The organism is Bacillus sp. SSR7, from assembly GCF_055902415.1.
Genome location: NZ_JBVVXV010000007.1, coordinates 51,013 through 70,992, shown reverse-complemented (window position 1 = coordinate 70,992; position 19,980 = coordinate 51,013). Strand labels below are relative to the sequence as shown.

The window sequence follows — 19,980 nt, the reverse complement described above, 5'->3', positions numbered from 1 at the left end:
AAATATGGAATTAAAAGAAAACAATTGTTACTATATAAGTATCTCAATTACGTTATTTCTTTTAAAGAGAGCTTGTTTTCTAACGCAAGTTCTCTTTTGTCATATTCTAAATAGAATCCGGACAAATTTTACACGGTGAGTCTACACATGTATAAGATAGTTTTTAAAAAAGATTAGAGCTCTCCTACAAGAAGGAGAGCTCTAATCTTTCATATAAATACTCACCATTTTTATCATTACGGGGGCATCAAAACTTTAACTTGATGGGGATATAATACTACCTCAATTAATATTACTAGCCATATATGTATGGTTAATATCTATCATATTTTTTATAAACAAGATTAATTGGATTTAAAAAAAGATTTCTTTTTCTTTACTCGTAATAAATCACCTGTCCATCCTTTGAATCGCATATACATATACATACCTCCTGTTGTGAAAATAATAAATAAGAGAGCAATTAAATAGCTATATTTCCATTCTAGTTCAGGCATATATTTAAAATTCATCCCCCACAATGCTCCTAAGGCCGTCAAAGGCGTACTTACAGCAGTTAATACAGTAAGAGCTTTCATAATTTCATTCCCACGATGAGAAGAAACAACTTCTTGTAAATGAATCATCGTGTCTAATTCTTCTTGGTACTCTTTAACAAGTTGTAATCCACGCTCTAATTTTACGTTTGTTTGTTTATAACAAAGAGTGTTTGTTAAGTTTTCTAACCAAGCTTCTTTCAGCCCTTGTAACACTTCTTGTATTAAGCGAAACACATGTGTGTTCATAAATAGTTCATGACGAATATGATAAATTCTTTCTAAAACTGCTATGTTATTATGATGATAAAAATCCCATAATACATTCCTAAAATTGTTTTCGAAATAGTCGACCTTTCGTAAGTAGTGAGCTATAAACATTGATAAGATAGCACATAATCCTTCAGCGGAACTATTACAATTTTTTGTACCGATAGGGCAATTATGTATTAATTTTTGGAAATCCTCTTCCTCTTTTTCCTGAACTGTTATCAGTATTCCATGAGCTACGAAATAATGAAGAAAGTTTTGAATTTTGGCGTCCTTTTTATCTTGATCATATAAAAACGAACCATATACACAAGTTTGACTTGGTGATAACGTATAAACATATAAGCCATTTTCACAAGGAGAACTTATTTTCTTTATAAATTGAGAGAAATAAGATGTTACATCACGAGGAATTATAGAAGAAAGTTTTTCAAGCTCACTAGTTTTCACATGATACCAACTCCATTTCGTCATTTTTATGCATTCCATATTATTCTTCCTTTCTAAATAGTTTTATGTTTGATCGAGCCATATCCGTAATATGAAATTTGTATGTAGGTATTCATGTCTTGGAGGAAAAGTTTTTAGATCAACTAAATTACAAAATAAAGTGAAACTTTAATCAGCCCTCACCAATCGGACTTTTATGGGCAGCCCGACCCCCACCTAAATTCTTTGCTTTCGCTGAATTTTGAGGTGGGGGTCTTACTGCCCATTAAAGCGGGATAAATGGCATAGGAGGTCTTATTCTGTTAAAAGGAAGACCCCCTATATATTAGTTATTTTTATTCGCAATTTTAAACATTTCCTCTATATAAGCACTTTTTATCTTTTCTTATAAAGCATTTTTTATATGTGGAAAAGAAGCTACATAATTTGGCACGTCTATTCAACGAACTCCATTTCGGTCGTTATTATAATTTAGATTCATATACAGATTGATTGGTTATGTCGTCAAATACTTGACTTCCAATCATATAATATCCATGAAGTGCAGCCTCTTTCGAAGCGTCTACCATACGGAAAGAAGAAATTTCACCTTGTATTTTTTCAATTCGTTTTTTGTGGAGATCTACTATTCCTCCTGTCCAAATAATAGTATCGTACTGTTCTAATTTAAATTGTTCTTGTAATACACGCATAACATCTTGGAAGTGTGCATCCAACTCTTTTTGAATCAAAGTATCAACCTGACTTGTTTGAGGATCTTCTTCTCGACCCCCATATCCTTTTTCTAATATGTTTGGCATGTCGTTAATATGCAATTGATTACTTTCCCCCGCATGATTCTGCACGATATTCTTAATATTTTTCAAAGGCTTGCTACATCCTAGCTCTGTCTCATAATGATTTAAAATGACATTCTGTTTCATATCTGTCATTTCTAATGTACGAAATCCACCATCAATAATTAAGATACGATCTCGTTCCTGAATGATTCCCTCTTTTAAGAAATAAGCATGTAAAGCGACAGGTTGCTGAAGAATCAAAGCATTTTCCACCGTAATAGTAATAAATTTTCCATCAATTTGCACGGAAGTTTCTTTTTTTAGTGCACGTTGTAATTGCTCATGCTGACTACCAAAACAACTAACGGGAAGCCCGGTAACAACTAAAGGCAACACGATATTTTCTTTATAATCCTTTGCAATGCAACCAAATATTTGTTGTTTAAATCGTTCGCTTTCATAATAATTTTCTATTTCTTCGCCAAATGGAGGAAGAAATGAAGCGTCAGATTGATGTGCTTCATCTCCCATGTAGTATGCAAAGTCTAAGTCTATAAAACTTACCTTTGTTAAATCTTCACTTTCAGCATGATTGGGTACAGGGGCTAGTGTAGAAGCCTCACTCTTAATCGTCACCTCAGAATCTACATCCTGTCGGTATGCCCGCTTAGTAAAGCCAATTCCTACGTCAATTGCATACAGAGATTTCATACCTTTTTCCTCACTTTCTATTTTTAGAGTTAAATTTAGGCACTCTCTTCTTTCCCTTCTTTCACATATTTCTTTTCATTTTTCGTTTTTTCCCCGTCTATTTCCTTACTATTTTCATTTATTTCGTAATCCGTTTCATCTGTTTTCTTTTTGTTCGTTTCGTTTTCTGCTAAGTCTTTAATGGTAGAAATGACAACTGGTGTGGCTGTGAGCAGTTGTGGTAATGTTTGTTTTGCAACATTAGCTGCATTTACAGAGAATTGTTTACTTGTCTCAGTTACCTTCTCTAATGTTTCCTTTATGTTCCCTTCTTGTAGTTTGTCTTTTACGCTTTTTCCTGTTGTTTGTATCGCTTTCCGATTTTCTTTTTTTAATAAGGAGACCATGATTCCGGTCGTAACCCCAATCACAGCATATTTAAATATTGTATGTTTCATTTTTCTCACCCTTCTCTACTTTTATTTTTTTCCATGCTACAACCTAAAATCATTACCTTACCTATTTATCAGATGTTGCAATCTATTACAGAGAATGATAGTTTTGTGGCTGCCTATCACTCGCCGTTGGTACTTCAGCTGTTACTAGGAGTAAAATTCTCCCTTGATCTAGTTTTTCTTCATATAAGTTAGCTTCCTCCTTCGACAACCCCATTTCTTCCATTTGATTTCGAAGTTCGTCCCCTTTTTTGGAGAAAAAGTTGATAATACTTGTTCCTAATCCTTGTTCTTTTACTCCAATCGTATTTATGTTTGTATCATCCGCAATCTTTTTTGTTAGATGCTTTTCATGTGTTAAGACGTAAATGTCATCTTGGTGAATCCCTTGTAATTCTAGCTCTTTTACTTTCATAACTACTTCATGTTCATTATCATATTCATGAACCACCGGTTTTCTTTCATTCTTATGCATTGTATTTTTCCTCCTTTAGATTTTTTATTTTCTTATTTAGTTGTTATGTAATATGTAATACACCTATTTTAAAGATGTTAAACCTAAATTTTCAAAAATTTCATACGATAGATTATTAATGTTTTTGAATATTAAAGAGATGTCACGAGCGCTTTCCTTTGATAGCAGTGTTACAAATAACGATTTGTTTAAAAGGAAAGCCCCTTATTTTATAGAAAATTTCTATTTAGAAAAATAAAAAAACACTCCTTTTCAAAGAGTGCTTTTAAAAAATATATAACTAATAGTAATGTTTCTATTTTAGTCGCAGAAAGAAAGTATTTATTAAAACATATGGTTGCTAATTTAATTGCAATCTTTCTTGCACCTAAGCAGCAATATCATTTATAACATACTTAGGGATATTAGCAGAATTATAATATTCATCCGGTTTACTTATTTCTCCATAACCTTCTGTAAAGAAATGATTTTATAGTATCTTTTTAATATCCATGTCCGCCTTGCCAACCACCGTGTCCACCTTGCCAGCCACCATGTCCGCCTTGCCAGCCACCATGTCCGCCCGGCCAACCACCTTGCCAACCGCCGTGTCCACCTTGCCAACCGCCGTGTCCACCTTGCCAACCGCCGTGTCCACCCGGCCAACCACCGTGTCCGCCTTGCCACCAGCCTGCATAGCCTTGTCTCTGTGAGTTCATTCCTTCGCACCCCTTCTTATTAAAAATTCAAATACTGTAACTGGGTATTCTCTAAATATAATTATGTATCCCAAAAATAAATGTATCCGCAAACATCTCGATTATTGGTAAAGTAATTATCTAATGAAAAAAAACATTTTCGCGGGATAAAAAATAATACGATTTGCACGAAAGAATAACCATACACTGTTATCTCTCCTTTAAACACCTATTTAAGAAAAACTTAAGAAATTCACTTCTAAATTCATAAGAATTTTTTCCTATACTTAAAAATAAGTAATTTAACAAGAGGAGAAATGACCATGATGAGATTTATAATTTGCATAATAGGAATAGGCCTTCCTATATACTTACTTCCTTTCATATTACGCGGGGATTTAGACAGATTTAATCCGATTGCTGAAGAAAAAAATGTATACGCCGTTGCGCAGGGGTATGGCATTCCAGATTATCATTATAAAGGCCGGGCTATTTACTCACTAAAAGGTGTCGATGAATTAAGCAATGAGAAAGAATATAAAGTGGGAACGAACACCCCTAATGATTTTATAAGAAAAACTTACTTGAAAATTCAAGTAAAAGGAAAGTATGTGTATTCTTACGATGTTATCTCTGAAAAGGACATACCGGAGAAAGTAAGAGGACAATTGAAGATAGTAAACAAATAAAAAATAAGCTGATTTTTTATCAGCTTATTTTTTCATTCCCTTACTTTCTCCAGTCCAAAGAGTGGTCTTTGTTTCAGCATCAGCGATCAAATATTTTACTCGGAAAATTTTTTCTGTTTCTGTCCATGATGCTATTAAGTAAATTTGTCTATTCGGATTAATTTTAGGATTTTCTTGTGTACTCGCTGTCTTACTTACCCACGGTCCTATTTCGGATTCCATAGTCGATTGTAAATCTTTATATAGAACTGTTTTCTGTATATGATTTTCAGCTTCATGAAAAGGGACATAGAAAGAACGATACGTATGATTTTTAATTTTACTATAAAAAACTTTTGGATTTTCAAAGATTTTACTTGCATTGTTTTCTATATAGGAAATCTCTTTTAAAGAATCCTCTGCATTTGCCATCCCTTGTACACCTAGTAAAAGAAAGCTACAAGTAAACAAAACCGCTATCATTTTTTCATATTAAACCCCTTCAATTTTTTAATATTTATACCCAAATAAGGTTATTTCATACGAATTGATCCATTCAAAATCTGGATATACATCAAAAGTGCTAGCAATTACTAAAAAAAGACTCTTACATAGTAAGAATCTTTTTTTATAATCACCATCGATTTATTAAACTGATTATCATTGTTTCAATAACCATTCTTCCATTACTTTCACTGTTTCATCTCGTTGTGCTTTCGGCGTAATTAAGCTCGCATTATCACCTTTTTGCTCACCGTACATGCCAAAGTGAGCATGGTTTCCGCCTTTTATCATGTGCATAGTTGTATTCTTTGACATGAACTTTTTATTGTTCTCTATTTTTTCTACAGTTGCTAATGCATCTACTTCCCCATAAATTGATAACATCGGGATTGATTTCGTAGAGAAGTCATCTGCAGGATAAGAACCTAAGAAAATGATTCCGTCTACCTTGTCTTCATGCTGAGAGGCATACTTAGAAACCATAGCTCCGCCCATTGAATGCCCCGCAACATACCATTTTTGAACTTCCGGATACTTTTCAATTACACTGTCTACCTCATTGATTCCAAATATCGCTAAGTTTAATGGTAACTTAGGCATTACTACAAAATACCTATCTTTTGCAAGTGCTTCCCCTAAGTAACTATAAGCCTCGGCTTCTACTTTAGCTCCTTGATAAAAAATAACCCCTATTTTAGCATCCTTCTCTCCAAAAGCTATATAATCTTCATCTTTTTTATCATCCACTAACGACAAAGCCTCTTTCGTCGGTTTATAAGTAAACTGAGACCAAGTCAAAAACGTAATACTTCCTATAAGTAAAATACCAAGTAAAGAGTACAGCGTAATTTTTATCCATTTCTTCACAAAGATGGCCTCCCTAAGATGTATATATTCTATACTTTAGATTATCATTAATAAGCATAAAAACTCGAGCATTTTTATTATGCTCAAGTTTTCATTTACGCCTTTAATTCATACTATAAATGGTCCAAGATAAATATGTAGCAAATGTAGTCCATAAAAAATATGGGATTAGCAACCATGCCGATACTTTAGATAAATTGGAAGAAAACATAATGAGAAGTAACGTAGTAATAGCGACTAGTAAACAATCTACTGTTGCTAAAAACAAATTCTTTTGGCTAAATTGAAAATAGCTGAACGCTTGATTGAATATATAATTTAAAAGGAATAAAAACCAAAATGTTTTTGGCTTACATCCATAGTTGTTGTAAATAATTGCAACTGATAATGCAATAAGTCCAAATAATACAGCCCATATCATTCCGATTGTCATGCCAGAAGGCGTCCAAGACGGCTTTTCTAGCGCATCGTACCAAGTGCGATCAATAGGAAATACAATACTAGAAACATAAAACAAACCATATGTTAGTAAAAATACTATAATACTAGATTTTTTCATAAACATTCTCCTTTTTAATAGAAGGTTTTAGAAACTCTATATGATTCGTATGCTCTTTCAATGAATACAACTTTAATATGCAAATAGACATTCTTATGCTTTTCATTATAACCTTTACGTCTCAAATTCATATTGATTCGTTTATTTTATACAAATTCTTTCATACTTTTATATGCACAAAGTGCTCTCTCTCGTGCTGCCTTATGATCAACAATCGGAAAAGGATATGTATCACCAAGTTTTATATTGGCCTTTTGTAAAATATGCTCAGGTGCTTCCCACGGTTTATGTATATATTTATTAGGCATATCTCTTAATTCTGGTACCCATTTTCTTATATACTCCCCATCTTTATCGAACTTTTCACCTTGTGTGATCGGGTTAAAAATACGAAAATACGGTGATGCATCTGCCCCACTTCCAGCAACCCATTGCCACCCCATTGTATTATTTGCAATATCAGCATCTAATAGTGTATCCATAAACCATTTTGCTCCTTCTTGCCACGGAATTAACAAATGCTTTACAAGAAAAGAGGCTACAGCCATTCTTGCTCGGTTATGCATAAAACCTGTTTGCCATAGTTCCCGCATTCCTGCATCAATAAACGGGTACCCCGTTTCACCTTTCTGCCATATCCTTAAAAACGGCTCTTCATTATCCCACGGAAAATGTTCAAAGTTCTTATTAAGAGGTTTATATACTGTAAATGGATAATGATATAGCAAGTAATAAGAAAACTCTCGCCAAATTAATTGACGTATAAAACTATTCACTTGTTGTTCAAAAAGACTACATTGTTTTTCGTTACTTTTATTTATTAAGTAATGATATATTAGCTTTACTGATATTTGACCAAATGAAAGATACGGTGCCAACATCGAATGGACATTTTGATCTGGAAAATCTCTTCCTTCACTATAAGAGGTCAGTTTGCTAGAGAAAAATTTCTTGAATGTTTTATATGCCCCTTCTTCTGTCGGATCCCATATTGATTCCATATGAGATGTCCACGGTATAGTCGGCAGCAAGTGTAATTCTGATACAGATAAACTTGCTGGTAAAGAACTTCCCCATTTTATACGCTGCACTTTACTAATAGGTTTAGATATTACCTGCTTTTGAAATGCATTATAAAAAGGCGTAAACACCTTATATTCAGTGTTATCTTTCTTTTTAATCATCCAAGGCTCTAATAATAAATGCGAATTAAATTCCTTACATGCAATACCTTTATCTTCTAACATCATTTTCATTTTTTGATTAGATTGTAATCTCTCCGGATCATAACAAATATTCCAATATACAGCCGTTATACCTAACTGTTCTATGAGAGAAAGTATTTCTTCCTCCGTACTTCCTTTACGAATTATTAAAGTAGAGCCCAATGCCTCAAGTTGCTTCTTTACATCTATTACAGCATGGTGCAACCACCACTTTGACGCACTTCCCATTGAAAAAGCTTCATCTTGTACATATACTGGAAGAACCTCACCAGACTGAGTAGCTTCAAATAGAGCTGGGTTATCATATAAACGAAAATCTTTTTGAAACATAACGATAATTTTATTTTGCATGGCTATCCTTTCCCATTCTTAAAGCACAATTCATTCTTTATTCGAACAAGTACTTCTGTTATTTTTAAATGATTATAACAATCGTTCTTTCTATTTTATAATCTTCTTCATTATAAACATTGATTTTCTATCTCTCTAAGTACATCATTTCCTATATTATCGATCTTTTCATTTTTTACGTTATTATATAAACTCTGTAAAATCTTTAACTCTGTTCTTAAATGTAAAATGACACTAGATAATATATATAGCTTAGCTAAACTCTCTTTTCCACACTTCTCTTCATATACTTTTTGAAGAGTAGTAAGATATAACGTCAGTTGAGAAATTTTAATTTTTAGCTGTTCTAGAATTAATTGTTCCTCCCCGTATTGTGCAAAAAGTAACGCTTCATATATAGGACGATGCATATCCTCTTTCTTTATCATTTGCTCTAATAATAAATGCTCAAATTCTTGTTTACCACTTTTAGTAATACCGTAAATAGTCCGTTCAGGACGTTGTTCATTACGAATAATATCAACAACTTCTATAAAGCCCTTCTTTTCAAGTTGCTCAAATGTATAATATAAAGAGCCTTTTGTAATTTTTATATAATATTTCATTTCACTATTTTTTAAAAGTTGCTGGACTTCATACGGATGCCTATTCTTCTCCATAAGAAGACCCAGCATAAAAAGCTTTGTATTCATAACTCTCCACTCCTTAATAACCTATACCAATAGTATAAGCTAAAAATAAGCAAAGAATCTTTTTGTTTTATAAAATTTATGAATTCAAATTCACTTTATTATCCTTTGTACCAGCTTTGACATTCCCCATAAATAATATTGCCATAAACGAAACGATAATTGGAATTAAAGCTAATAGAAATACACTAGTAATCGAAGATGACATAGCGGCTATAATTTTTTCAAGAATAAAAGTAGGGATACTAGCCCTTATATCTGAGCGAAATATTGCACTTGGATCACCTAGATTATTTAACATGCTGGAACCGTGTTCTATTCCCTTAAAAGCATCCTTTAAGTTAGCTGTAAAGGTACTATTTTGAATGGAGCCAAAAATCGTTACCCCAATTGTCATACCTAGTGAACGAAAGAATGAATTTGTTGAAGTAGCTGAACCACGGAATCTCGGTTCCATATTATGAATAGAAACTGTAGGAAGTAAAGAAAACGAAAATCCAACCCCAAATCCCGTTATAATCATGTATATCGTTAAAAGTGCACGGCTTGTTTGCGGATCCATCGTTCCTAATAAATACATACCTATCCCAAAGGATATTACAGATAATAACATTAAGTTGCGGTAACTAATTTTCGTTTGAAATATTCCGCCAATGGCACTACCTACGACAGAACCTAACATCATTGGTGTTAAAATTAATCCAGCATTAGTTGCTGTTCCACCATATACAGCCTGAACAAAAATAGGAATGAATACTGTTAAAATAACAAATGTTGCTCCATAGAAAAATGTAATAATTTGAGATATTGCAAACTCCTTACGCTTAAACATCCAAAATGATATGATCGGATCTTTCACTTTTCTTTCTACAAATAGGAAACCAATAAAAAATACAATAAACGATGTAAATAACCCAATGATTTGTATCGAACCCCACTTAAATTCTTTTCCTCCTAATTCTAAAGCGAACATTAAGCTAATTACTGCTATTACGAGCGTTATCGCCCCCCACCAATCAATATTTTGCTTAGTAGGTGGATTATTTTCTTTATAAGCTTTTAAAATAAAAATTAATGACATTAAACCAATTGGAATATTGACGTAAAAAATCCAATGCCAATTAATATTTTCTGTTATATACGCGCCTAATAAAGGCCCTAATACACTTGAAGAACCAAATACGGCCCCTAATAATCCTGTCATTTTTCCTCTTTTTTCAATAGGAAAAATATCAAATACAATGGTAAAAGCGATTGGCATAAGTGCCCCCCCACCTATACCTTGAATTGCACGATAAATACTTAGCTGAACAATGCTTTGCGCAGTACCACATAATGCAGAACCAATTAAGAAGATTAATAAACCAAAAATATAGAACCTCTTTCTACCATACATATCAGATAATTTCCCAAAAATAGGCATACCAGCCATAACTGCAACCATATAAGCAGAAGTAACCCAGACGAATTTATCCAATCCACCCAAATCTGAGACAATTGTACCAATTGAAGTAGCAACAATTGTATTATCCATTGCAGCCATTAAAATGCCTAGCATTAAACCAGCTATTACTAAGCGTAAGTTGGTCTCTTTTGCAACCATACCTCTTTCCTCCTTTTTTCACACCCAACAGAATAAATAGTCTAATTAAACTATATACCCATTATAGTTTAATTAGACTATTTTTCAATAAAAAAATAAATCCCCCCAAAATATATTGGAGAGATTACAAATGTAGAATTGCTTCCTATATAAAATAATTAAAACCGTTAAAACGATCACTTCTTTATACTACTTTGATTTTGCATACATGCAGCTTATTCATTTAGTTTTGGTCTAGTTTGTAAATATAAATTCAAATCTGGACTTGAACCGCTAATAATTACATCTCGAACAATTTTAGAAAGTGCCATACTATATACTAATCCATTATCTCCATACGCATAGATAAAGTGACAATTTGGAAACTCTTCATACATTCCAATTATAGGTAAACCATCATGAGTACCACCATAAAAAGCACTTAAATAAAATTCAGGTTCAACCGTAATATTTGGAAAGAGCTTATTAAATTCATTCACTAATTTCTCTTTTTTATGGATTAATTTTGAATCTCTTTCTTGAGCAATGTTTGTATCTTCATCTAACCCACCTATAATAATCCTGTTATCTGCAGTAGTTCTCATATAAATATATGGTCTCGCAGTTTCCCAAATGAGAGTACGTTTATACCAAGAAGATAAATCTTCCACAGGATTAGTAACAATTGCATATGAGCTAATCATTGTTGCATTCTTTTCCTTTTTAAATTCCAATCCTTCATATCCTGCAGCCACAATTACTTTATTGGCAGTAATAGAATTGCCCCCCTTTGTATAAAAGATAGCACATTCTTCCGCTAACTTTTTGCCAACAATCTCCGTATCTTCATAAATGTGGACTCCCTTATTAGAAGCTTGTTTTAATAAACTATGTGTAAATTTATAAGGGTTTATTTCACCATCGTTATACGTATAAATAGCTGCACGTTTTTTAAATGGATATCTCTGTCCAATTTGTTCCTCTGATAGCCAAGTCGCTTTAAAATCATGTTTATGTAAATAATACAGTTCTTTTTCTAATTTCTTTATATCCTCTTCATAACTTGCATAATATAAACTGTCACGTCGTTTAAAGTCAGAGCAATAAGGTAAATGTTGATCAGCATATTCAATATCATTGATAGCTTGTTCACATAATTTCATATGCTTAACTGCATACTCTTCTCCAAATGTATTTACAAGTTCAAAAAACATCTTGTCACCTAAATATTGAATAAGTGCTGTATTTGTAAGGTTACTTCCATGTCCTACCTTTCTTTTATCAACGACAACAATCTTTAAATCTGATTCACTTAAATAGTATGCGGATTGAGCACCGGAACTCCCTGCTCCTATTATGAGTACGTCACATTTTATATCTTCTTCCAACCGAGGGTAAGAAGGTGTATTAGAAAAAGTTGTGTTCCAATATAATTTCCCTGTCTGTAAATCCATTTAAAGTGCACCGTCCTAAATAAAATAGTTATATCCCCATCTGTATCTCCAAATCATTCTTACTATATACTTCTTATCAAAATTATTCTTGCTATCATTAAATTATTAGTACAATATGTTTGTCCACTCATATTTGGTATTAAACTAAGCTTATAAAAGGTTAATAGTATATATATTATTTATTTTCATTTAGAAATTTAAGAACTTGGTTAAAAGCTTCTTGACCTGCTGGAGTGTTCATTTTAAATTGAAATTCATGCGCTAACTTCCCAGAGATATTTTTATCGAAGAAAAGTGTATCTACAGGTACTCCTTTATGTGTAAAGTAGAAGCTAATGCTTTAGCTTGCTCTTCAAATGATGCAGTATTTCCATCTGTAATGAACGTTGGTGGATAATCTTTTGTAATGTGTTGATAAATAGAGGCGATTTCCATTTTAGCTAATGCAGGCATATTATACGGACCGCAAAATAGCAGTATACCTTTAAGCGTCGATTCCGGTTAATTTCGCATAACCTGGAGATGTTTGAATAGTTAGCAGCATTCTTTTTTTCCATATTATTTTAGGTTTTAACTGTTTTATTGTCATAATTAAAGAATCTCCATTCTTTTTAATAATAATCTTAAAATAAATCACAACATAAATTTTTATTTCCCGCCTGCTAATCCGTCCTTAAAATTTTATCCAAAAGGTTATATATTTTTATTATGTACATATTAGATATCTCCTATAAAACACATTAAAAATTCAAACAAAAAGAGCAAAAGATCCCCATTTATAGAAGATTTCTTTTGCTCTTTGCAAAGAACACAAGTCCAAATAAAAGTTGCTTATCTATCGATAACTTACACATAAGAATGCATTTGTTTCGTTACTTTATTAGTAGGAACTTTAACAACCGTTTCTTTTCCACCTGTTTTATCAATCATGAAACCATGAACTTTAACATGAGAAGGTACTAATGGATGATGACGAATCATATCTATACTCTTCTCAATATTTTCACTAACATTTTCTTTTCCACTTAGCCATTCCTCAAGGCTACCACTTGAAAATTCAGGCATGCAATTTTTAAAGAGATAGTCTATTTCCTTGTTATTTTTTATGGAATCACGTTGAATTTGTAGATTAACTACATTAGTTTCTTTATCCTCTATTCCGACAACAAAAATTTCTTCCACATTTTCTTCATAAATAGCAATAATAATAGATCTCATTATATCTCCATAAGGATGTACAATTACAGAATCGTAGCTGTGTATAGTCAACATGTTTTCTCGTTGAACGTTAGTTACTTGTTTGATAATAGGCTCTATTCCGTGTTCAATGTCTGTTAACAATAAAACCTTTTTATTCTTTGCATTCATATATAGCACTCCTTCTTCATGATTGTATTTATGAAACTTTTAAACTAGTAACGATAGTTGATTATTCATGACATGATTGTTACCAATTTTTCCATTGTCCTTCTGGATCAACACTCGCCAGTCTAACCCACCCATTTTTAACTTTTTCTCGAAATGTGAAATCATTCTTTAGCAAACGTTCTATATATTTAGTAGGCGCTTGAATTACAATGAGTAAACGAAGTGGTGAGTGATACGTCTCACTATCTGACTGCATTACGGATTGCCAAGGTAAGCCTGATAACAAATCACTTGCATTTCCCTGCATAACACCGAGACCTGCCGTTACGGTTTGTGTTGTTTTATTCCCACTACCATAATAATGAGGGGCTACAGTTGAAGCGTAATATTGTAGATTGATCCACTGCGCTACTGTTCCTGGTCCCGCTATGATGCTAGCTAATATATCGCCATTTTCATCCTGTTTCCAATCATAATTATGAAGGAAAGCCCTACCTTCTAAGTCACAATCCTGCGTTAATTCTCGCTGTCCGATAATAAAAGATGCATTACGGGCTAATCCCCATTCTGGACGTATTTCACTCCAATCTTCTGCAAATCGATGTGCCTCTTTACTCGGATTTTTTATTTTCATTTTAAAATTAGGTAATTGTGTTAAACGCTCTCTGTTTGCATGTTGGCTCACATTTGGCACAACCGACTCAATACAATCAAATGCTTCTTGCGCAGCTTCCGAAAGTTTTGGGACGTAAATCCATTCCAATTCATCCACTGTTGTTTTATGTTCAGCTGCTGCAAAAATGGTATCCTCAGGAATTTTAATGCCTTCAGCAGACAATGCCTCTCTTACTTCTGGAAGATTACATAATGTAGCAAAAACTCTTGCATTGAACCCTCCTGCTGCTCCGCCACAAGCACCACACTCAAGCGCTGCAGCATAAGGGTTGTTCGTACTTTGACTACTATGTCCGCACATTACAACTAAAGGCGCGAATTTTTCTGTTAATCCCACCATTTTTAAAGCTTGACGCACATAGTTCACTTTTTCTTCTTTCGTAAAACCGATCGGTATCTCACATTTTGTATCATGAACATGATTAAGTGAGAATATTGTATCGGGTTTTTGTAACATCGTTTTACGAAGGTTACGAAGGAAACTACCTACTCTTCTTGGCACAAAACTTCTTGTCACCATTTGTAGGCCAAGTAAAGGGCCACTTACTTCAGGTAGTAACATACTTGTCAATACATTTTGTTTCATCGTCTTAAACGTATAACTTACTGAGCTGTCTATCTTCTTGCGTTGTTTATAATTTTTAAATTCCTTTTCATCCGTGAGTTCTTTTATTTGATGTTTCGGTTTTAATATAACTGGCAAAGAAGGATGACTGTCATTACTACCTAGTTCACTAGTCGCAATTGGTAACCCGAAGAAACCGGCTATTCCAAACGTTTCGAACGGACCTAATTTTTCTAGGTGACGACGAAAAGGTTCTGAACGTACATCAATACAGAATGCTAATTGAGCTAATACATGTTTTTTATCATTCGTTGCACGTTGTTTAGAAGCGATCTTCTCCCTTAATTGCTCAGCATGCGTCTGTTCCCAAGCTTCCAGCCAAAGTTTCCTGCGAAGATTTTCATCAAAACGATAAGCAACTGTTAATAATTCGCTTTGTTCAGCGGCAGACATTTGTAACCATTCCCGTGTTGAAATATCCCCCCAATAGATCCAAGAAGCTATAAGTGGGACAACCTCAACTTTTTTCTCAACCTTTAGATTTTTTATAGGTAAATAAGGTTTTACAATGGCTAGCTCCATAGAAATTCGAACTGCTAAATATTCAATCATAAGTTCCTGTTCCTGAATTGATTGTTGGGAACGCCATCGTATCATTCCTGCCCATCCAGGCAAAGCAAGCAAGTGCCCTTCAAGGTAAGCTCGCTTGTTAGATTCAGAAATTCCTAGTTCAGATAATGCTTTTATTAAAGCTCCCTGGGCATCTTGTGGCCAATCTTTTAAAACTTTACGCTCATTTTTACTGAGCGCTGGATCAAATGTAATAAGGTGGTGCCATGCACGATACAAGCCTTTCTTTCGGTTTGGCATCGTCCAGCTTGCCCCGGAGTCATCCAAATATAATTTACACCATTTAATGATGTGATAATTAAGAATATCAGATAGGTTTTCACCCTTTTGATTCTCTATAAGTGAACTGATTAATTGCAAAGAAGAGTCTTTCATACTCCCTGTATTTATATAACTTATTTCTTCTGCTAATTTATTTAATTCTGGCGATGATAACAAACTAGAAGGTAATCTTTCTAACTTTAAAGCTTCTTGGCAAAAACGCTCCGCTTTCGTTCGCGGGATATGAAAAGATTGTGAATCAAGCCAACGAGACAAGCCACTTTGTAAAAATGATTCCTCAATCTCCCCTTTTGCCTTTGCCGAATGAATCATAGAAGCACTCGGATATATATCCACATTACGAATTTCTTTTAACCAATCTGCAACTTGTTCAAATGATTGTTTTTCAAGCCCCATCCAAGGGTGATGAGCTGCAAATGTAGCAATCGGCCAAAGTGGTGCAATCACTCGGCTAGCAGATTCAACTAAATCATTCATATTATTTTCTTGTACTTCAATGTTTGTCTCTTTCTTTTTTAAAGTTTCTTTCGTTACGATTGACGATATGCCCATCACTGATTACCTCCCTTTGATACATAATGTTTCAGATAGCTTGGATGACTTTCTACTGACTTTCGTCTCGCCTCACCTACTCGAACGAACCAAAGATACATTACAGCAAATATAGTAGAGGATTGGTTACGAGTAACGAGAGTACTAATAGCACTACCAAATAATAAGAGACATATAACAAAAATAACGGCTGGAGCTGAAGGTTGAACGCTTTGATACATGTCAGTATGCAACCATTTATAAAGAGAATTATGAACTGTAAAGTAAATGAGAGAAAATCCAGCTAAAATAAATAGGCCAACAATTCTTCCCATTCTTCCCTCTCCAAAAACAACAAGCTGTTTCCATGAAAAGTATAATGACCACCCTAAGACGAACGCACTAACGAATTGATACCCTTCTCCAGAAGTCGTAAACCAAAATGCAATCACTATAAATAATCCGAAAACACGCCCGACTATCATCCATAAATTGGACATTTTTTCATTAGACTGCTTCACTTCCCCAAAACGTTGTACGGAAGAACCAGCTTGTAAAAACAGTGTAGCTTTAAACAAACCATGTAAAATTAAATGAATAACAGCCGCTAAATAAGCTCCTAATGCGCATTGAATCAGCATAAATCCCATTTGTGCAATCGTTGATCCCACTAGCTGACGTTTATAATCAACCTGAACTAGGCTAATTCCTGTTCCGATTAAGACAGAAATACTAGAGAAAATTAGTAAAATGATTTGTGCAATATCATCATGAAACAGTGGCGAAAATCTAGTTAACATGATACCGCCAGCATTTACTAACCCCGCATGCATAATAGCAGAAACAGGAGTTGGAGCAACGGCTGATTCAATTAGCCATCTCTGAAAAGGCCATTGTGCTGCTGGAATTATCACAGCTACTATAATCAATAAGTTAATTCCTGTTTTCTCCAATGTTCCAAATTGAGCTACATTTTCATTCGTTAAAACTGATGTTAACTGCCACTGTCCAGTTATTTGAAACATCCAGATGATAGCTGATAACAACGCAATCCAGCTTATTGTAAATAAATAACTAGAAATTTTTGTTGCTTCACTAACTACTTTCCACCCTTTATTTAGCCCTATGAGTAGAACCAATCCTATAAGAGTTGCTCCCCAACAAATAAGCATGAAGCGAAGATCATCACTTAACCATGCAACCGAAGATACACCTGTAGTAAATGTAAAAAGTGAAAAGTATTTTCGATATGAGCGATCTCCCATTAAATAACGTACAGAAAATCGCTGAATGATTAAACCAATTGTAAGAACGAAGAAAGCCATTAACCAAGCTAAAATATCTAGATGCCAAGGCCCTACAACTCTATCTCCATTGTGATTAACAAGTGCGAGTAAAGAAACCAATGAAGGCAATGCAGCGATACCAATATGGATATGAACAAAACGTAAAGGCATCCTTGCATGTAATAACAATAATCCACTTAGACAAGAAGCACTAAGCGCGATAAAAAATAATATTAACAGTGTTGATGAACTTAGCGAAATTAACATGTACAATACTCCCTTCTAAACGAAAATAACCTATAAAAATTCCTTTTCATTACGATAGTTTTTTAATTTCAATTTTTATTCACTCTTTTTCGTACATCGTTTTTTCCATAAAAAAAACCGACAACTTCCATAATTCAATGATTTTATATCATCATTGAATTATGGAGATTGTCGGTTTCACTTCAACTAACTTCAATAAAGTTTTTTGAAGAGCTCCCATTTTATAGAGGTTAATAATGTATGTATTACTCCTATGAAAAATAACAGTATATCTCTGATCTCCTAGATTATGCAATCAATATATCAATTTACGTTATGCGCTATCTTTCAATTAAGAAACTTTTTCATTTAGTCAATATTACATATTAAAAAAATGCTAAAGCCTTAATTATAGCAAACCGTTAAAATAAGTATCTATTAATTTTTAAAACAATTATAAGATAAACCATATTAAGCAGTTTGTCAATTTTTTTATCAGTTTTTAAGATTTATTATACGTAAATAACTTCAAATTTTTAATTATTATCATGTTAATAAATGTAACTAAAGTGCAAAACTTTTAGGTTTCTTAATTATCTCCCACTAGCCCTACGGTGGTTTTAATTTTTAAAATTTCTCCTCAAGATTATGAAACAATTTAAAAATCATTACTCGTTCACCTGTACGAGAGCTTATATCCGTATGAAAGCTTTTCACTTTCTCTCCAGTTAATTCGAGTATAATCTCTTTCAAATCATCAATTCCAGATTCAACTAGCTCCGAACGATTTTTCTTTATCGTTAGCATACCGTCTTTCGTTTCGCAAACAGTATATTCAGCCGGTGTTAAAATACCTTGTAAATTTACGATAATCATATCCCGTAATATATCTGTCTTAACGGATATAGACCCGCGTCCTAGGTAGTCCTTTTCCCAGTGCGTAATTGCTTTACTTATCTCTGATTCAATAGAGCCTTTTGAGTTTTTCATTTATGTATCCTCCTTTAATAAAATAAATTTACAATAACAATATAATAATCTGGATTGATTTTATTTTCAATTATTGAGAAAGATTTATTGGGATTGTTGCAAGGTATCCTTTCAAATCATAGTAATTTTTTATATTACAATATAGATTTTTTTTGATCATCCCCAACAAAATACTCTTACTATAAAAGCTCTGTTGCATGCATTTCTAAAAAGGACATTCCGGGTAAAATAAGAAAGCTCTTGTAACGTAATACATAAAAGAAAAAGCCGATTTCTTTATAAAATATTAAATCGACTTTTGTCTTAGTTATTGATTTAATAATAAAAACACTTTTTAAAAGAAATAAGCTTATACTATAGACGTTGATTTTTCTAGAAGTTTAAACGAAAATGGCCCTCATCATTGTATACCCTAAATTCATACCCTTTCTCTTTATAAAATTTAATGATTTCAGGAAGAACTTGTAATGATAGCCTTACTATTAAAAGTCTATTATAATTTTGTCATTGCAATTCATTTGAATTACATAAAAAACCAGAGGAAATTTTATTATTTGGGGGTACTCCGATGAACCTTTTAATTAGAAAGTTAGAAAAAAATGATGTAGACAATTTCCCGGAGATTGATGATAGTTTTATAGTGAATGCTCGGTTAATTCTTTCTCTTTCAAAAGTAAATAGACGCATAGAATATACAGTAGAAGACGTTCCGAGTTATGAAAAAAGTTATTTACAAAATCAAAATGATAATGAAGAACTCGAGTACAATGAATATATTAATAACCCTAATCAAGTAATTTACATAGCACTGTTACATAACCAAATCATTGGATTCATAGTATTGAAAAAGAATTGGAATCACTATGCTTACATAGAAGATATAACGGTGGATAAAAAATATCGTACACTCGGGGTTGGTAAAAGATTAGTTGATCAAGCAAAGAAATGGGCAAAGAAAGACAATATGACGGGTATCATGCTTGAAACGCAAAATAATAATGTCGCAGCGTGTAAATTTTATGAAAAATGTGGATTTGTAATTGGTGGGTTTGATTTTCTTGTTTATAAAGGTTTGGATATGACAAGTGATGAAGTTGCAATGTATTGGTATTTTCATTTCAAATGAAAATGCTCTTAACGTTAAACATAGTCAAAATAAAAACCCCAATCTCTCC

Annotated in this window: 19 protein-coding genes and 3 pseudogenes; 3 read left to right on the top strand and 19 right to left on the bottom strand. The window is 33.2% G+C overall.

Features of this window, described 5'->3' with window-relative positions; genetic code table 11:
• Window positions 1-344: 344 nt before the first annotated feature.
• The 4 genes from AC0NJG_RS14835 to AC0NJG_RS14820 form a co-directional block, all read right to left on the bottom strand.
• Complete coding sequence (locus tag AC0NJG_RS14835; protein ID WP_474063189.1) at window positions 345-1,295, bottom strand: magnesium transporter CorA family protein; 951 nt, start codon at window positions 1,293-1,295, stop codon at window positions 345-347.
• A 425-nt stretch (window positions 1,296-1,720) separates the two neighbouring features.
• A complete protein-coding gene (locus tag AC0NJG_RS14830) occupies window positions 1,721-2,746 on the bottom strand; it encodes a ParM/StbA family protein (protein ID WP_474063188.1) in 1,026 nt (341 codons plus the stop codon).
• 35 nt (window positions 2,747-2,781) lie between these two features.
• On the bottom strand, window positions 2,782-3,183 hold the full coding sequence (locus tag AC0NJG_RS14825; RefSeq protein ID WP_087997119.1) for a peptidase U61: 402 nt from the start codon (window positions 3,181-3,183) through the stop codon (window positions 2,782-2,784).
• A gap of 85 nt (window positions 3,184-3,268) precedes the next feature.
• The gene (locus AC0NJG_RS14820) at window positions 3,269-3,655 is read right to left on the bottom strand and encodes a YflT domain-containing protein (protein WP_173601523.1); all 387 of its coding nucleotides are present in this window, start codon (window positions 3,653-3,655) and stop codon (window positions 3,269-3,271) included.
• Window positions 3,656-3,794: 139 nt separating this feature from the next.
• On the opposite strand from AC0NJG_RS14820, the gene AC0NJG_RS14815 reads away from it, so the two are divergent.
• Complete coding sequence (locus AC0NJG_RS14815) at window positions 3,795-3,893, top strand: acyl dehydratase (protein ID WP_254520543.1); 99 nt, start codon at window positions 3,795-3,797, stop codon at window positions 3,891-3,893.
• Between the two features lie 129 nt (window positions 3,894-4,022).
• Here the strand turns inward: AC0NJG_RS14815 and AC0NJG_RS14810 are convergent.
• A pseudogene (locus tag AC0NJG_RS14810) lies at window positions 4,023-4,124 on the bottom strand (hydrolase); the annotation flags it as partial.
• 13 nt (window positions 4,125-4,137) lie between these two features.
• Window positions 4,138-4,353, bottom strand: coding sequence for a hypothetical protein (locus AC0NJG_RS14805; RefSeq protein ID WP_474063187.1), 216 nt, complete (start codon window positions 4,351-4,353; stop codon window positions 4,138-4,140).
• Between the two features lie 302 nt (window positions 4,354-4,655).
• Here AC0NJG_RS14805 and AC0NJG_RS14800 point away from each other — a divergent pair, with 302 nt between their 5' ends.
• A complete protein-coding gene (locus AC0NJG_RS14800) occupies window positions 4,656-5,021 on the top strand; it encodes a YxeA family protein (RefSeq protein WP_474063186.1) in 366 nt (121 codons plus the stop codon).
• Window positions 5,022-5,045: 24 nt separating this feature from the next.
• Here the strand turns inward: AC0NJG_RS14800 and AC0NJG_RS14795 are convergent, their stop codons facing one another.
• From AC0NJG_RS14795 to AC0NJG_RS14735, 13 genes and pseudogenes are all read right to left on the bottom strand, one after another.
• Entirely contained in the window at window positions 5,046-5,483 is a 438-nt protein-coding gene (locus tag AC0NJG_RS14795; protein WP_087997114.1) for a hypothetical protein, read from the bottom strand.
• A gap of 177 nt (window positions 5,484-5,660) precedes the next feature.
• Window positions 5,661-6,371, bottom strand: a complete 711-nt coding sequence (locus AC0NJG_RS14790) for an alpha/beta hydrolase (RefSeq protein ID WP_087997113.1) — start codon at window positions 6,369-6,371, stop codon at window positions 5,661-5,663.
• Between the two features lie 103 nt (window positions 6,372-6,474).
• Window positions 6,475-6,930, bottom strand: a complete 456-nt coding sequence (locus AC0NJG_RS14785) for a TspO/MBR family protein (protein WP_140421292.1) — start codon at window positions 6,928-6,930, stop codon at window positions 6,475-6,477.
• 146 nt (window positions 6,931-7,076) lie between these two features.
• The gene (locus AC0NJG_RS14780; RefSeq protein ID WP_087953191.1) at window positions 7,077-8,507 is read right to left on the bottom strand and encodes a cryptochrome/photolyase family protein; all 1,431 of its coding nucleotides are present in this window, start codon (window positions 8,505-8,507) and stop codon (window positions 7,077-7,079) included.
• Between the two features lie 110 nt (window positions 8,508-8,617).
• The gene (locus tag AC0NJG_RS14775) at window positions 8,618-9,199 is read right to left on the bottom strand and encodes a PadR family transcriptional regulator (RefSeq protein WP_087953190.1); all 582 of its coding nucleotides are present in this window, start codon (window positions 9,197-9,199) and stop codon (window positions 8,618-8,620) included.
• 76 nt (window positions 9,200-9,275) lie between these two features.
• Window positions 9,276-10,799: an MDR family MFS transporter gene (locus tag AC0NJG_RS14770; RefSeq protein ID WP_474063185.1), complete on the bottom strand. Its 1,524-nt coding sequence runs from the start codon at window positions 10,797-10,799 to the stop codon at window positions 9,276-9,278.
• 215 nt (window positions 10,800-11,014) lie between these two features.
• Window positions 11,015-12,232 carry an NAD(P)/FAD-dependent oxidoreductase gene (locus tag AC0NJG_RS14765; RefSeq protein WP_474063184.1) on the bottom strand — a complete coding sequence of 406 codons (1,218 nt, stop codon included), beginning with the start codon at window positions 12,230-12,232 and terminating at the stop codon, window positions 11,015-11,017.
• A gap of 175 nt (window positions 12,233-12,407) precedes the next feature.
• Window positions 12,408-12,770: pseudogene (locus AC0NJG_RS14760) on the bottom strand (alpha/beta hydrolase); the annotation flags it as partial.
• A 308-nt stretch (window positions 12,771-13,078) separates the two neighbouring features.
• Complete coding sequence (locus AC0NJG_RS14755) at window positions 13,079-13,600, bottom strand: carbonic anhydrase (protein WP_088328261.1); 522 nt, start codon at window positions 13,598-13,600, stop codon at window positions 13,079-13,081.
• 79 nt (window positions 13,601-13,679) lie between these two features.
• Window positions 13,680-16,304 (bottom strand): DUF2309 domain-containing protein, encoded by a 2,625-nt coding sequence (locus AC0NJG_RS14750; protein WP_474063183.1) that lies wholly within the window; start codon window positions 16,302-16,304, stop codon window positions 13,680-13,682.
• Entirely contained in the window at window positions 16,304-17,836 is a 1,533-nt protein-coding gene (locus AC0NJG_RS14745) for an NADH dehydrogenase subunit 5 (RefSeq protein WP_474063182.1), read from the bottom strand. The genes AC0NJG_RS14750 and AC0NJG_RS14745 overlap by 1 nt, the downstream gene beginning before the upstream one ends.
• A 606-nt stretch (window positions 17,837-18,442) precedes the next feature.
• Window positions 18,443-18,805, bottom strand: a complete 363-nt coding sequence (locus tag AC0NJG_RS14740; RefSeq protein ID WP_000798158.1) for a Na-translocating system protein MpsC family protein — start codon at window positions 18,803-18,805, stop codon at window positions 18,443-18,445.
• 372 nt (window positions 18,806-19,177) lie between these two features.
• Window positions 19,178-19,276, bottom strand: a pseudogene (locus AC0NJG_RS14735) (peptidoglycan N-acetylglucosamine deacetylase); the annotation flags it as partial.
• 97 nt (window positions 19,277-19,373) lie between these two features.
• On the opposite strand from AC0NJG_RS14735, the gene satA reads away from it, so the two are divergent.
• Window positions 19,374-19,931, top strand: a complete 558-nt coding sequence (gene satA, locus AC0NJG_RS14730; protein WP_087953184.1) for a streptothricin N-acetyltransferase SatA — start codon at window positions 19,374-19,376, stop codon at window positions 19,929-19,931.
• Window positions 19,932-19,980: the final 49 nt, after the last annotated feature.

Coding starts and splice junctions, on each gene's coding strand:
- AC0NJG_RS14835 (WP_474063189.1), bottom strand. CDS start 1,295: ATGGAATGCATAAAAATGACGAAATGGAGTTGGTATCATGTGAAAACT.
- AC0NJG_RS14830 (WP_474063188.1), bottom strand. CDS start 2,746: ATGAAATCTCTGTATGCAATTGACGTAGGAATTGGCTTTACTAAGCGG.
- AC0NJG_RS14825 (WP_087997119.1), bottom strand. CDS start 3,183: ATGAAACATACAATATTTAAATATGCTGTGATTGGGGTTACGACCGGA.
- AC0NJG_RS14820 (WP_173601523.1), bottom strand. CDS start 3,655: ATGCATAAGAATGAAAGAAAACCGGTGGTTCATGAATATGATAATGAA.
- AC0NJG_RS14815 (WP_254520543.1), top strand. CDS start 3,795: ATGTCACGAGCGCTTTCCTTTGATAGCAGTGTTACAAATAACGATTTG.
- AC0NJG_RS14805 (WP_474063187.1), bottom strand. CDS start 4,353: ATGAACTCACAGAGACAAGGCTATGCAGGCTGGTGGCAAGGCGGACAC.
- AC0NJG_RS14800 (WP_474063186.1), top strand. CDS start 4,656: ATGATGAGATTTATAATTTGCATAATAGGAATAGGCCTTCCTATATAC.
- AC0NJG_RS14795 (WP_087997114.1), bottom strand. CDS start 5,483: ATGATAGCGGTTTTGTTTACTTGTAGCTTTCTTTTACTAGGTGTACAA.
- AC0NJG_RS14785 (WP_140421292.1), bottom strand. CDS start 6,930: ATGAAAAAATCTAGTATTATAGTATTTTTACTAACATATGGTTTGTTT.
- AC0NJG_RS14780 (WP_087953191.1), bottom strand. CDS start 8,507: ATGCAAAATAAAATTATCGTTATGTTTCAAAAAGATTTTCGTTTATAT.
- AC0NJG_RS14775 (WP_087953190.1), bottom strand. CDS start 9,199: ATGAATACAAAGCTTTTTATGCTGGGTCTTCTTATGGAGAAGAATAGG.
- AC0NJG_RS14770 (WP_474063185.1), bottom strand. CDS start 10,799: ATGGTTGCAAAAGAGACCAACTTACGCTTAGTAATAGCTGGTTTAATG.
- AC0NJG_RS14765 (WP_474063184.1), bottom strand. CDS start 12,232: ATGGATTTACAGACAGGGAAATTATATTGGAACACAACTTTTTCTAAT.
- AC0NJG_RS14755 (WP_088328261.1), bottom strand. CDS start 13,600: ATGAATGCAAAGAATAAAAAGGTTTTATTGTTAACAGACATTGAACAC.
- AC0NJG_RS14750 (WP_474063183.1), bottom strand. CDS start 16,304: ATGGGCATATCGTCAATCGTAACGAAAGAAACTTTAAAAAAGAAAGAG.
- AC0NJG_RS14745 (WP_474063182.1), bottom strand. CDS start 17,836: ATGTTAATTTCGCTAAGTTCATCAACACTGTTAATATTATTTTTTATC.
- AC0NJG_RS14740 (WP_000798158.1), bottom strand. CDS start 18,805: ATGAAAAACTCAAAAGGCTCTATTGAATCAGAGATAAGTAAAGCAATT.
- satA (WP_087953184.1), top strand. CDS start 19,374: ATGAACCTTTTAATTAGAAAGTTAGAAAAAAATGATGTAGACAATTTC.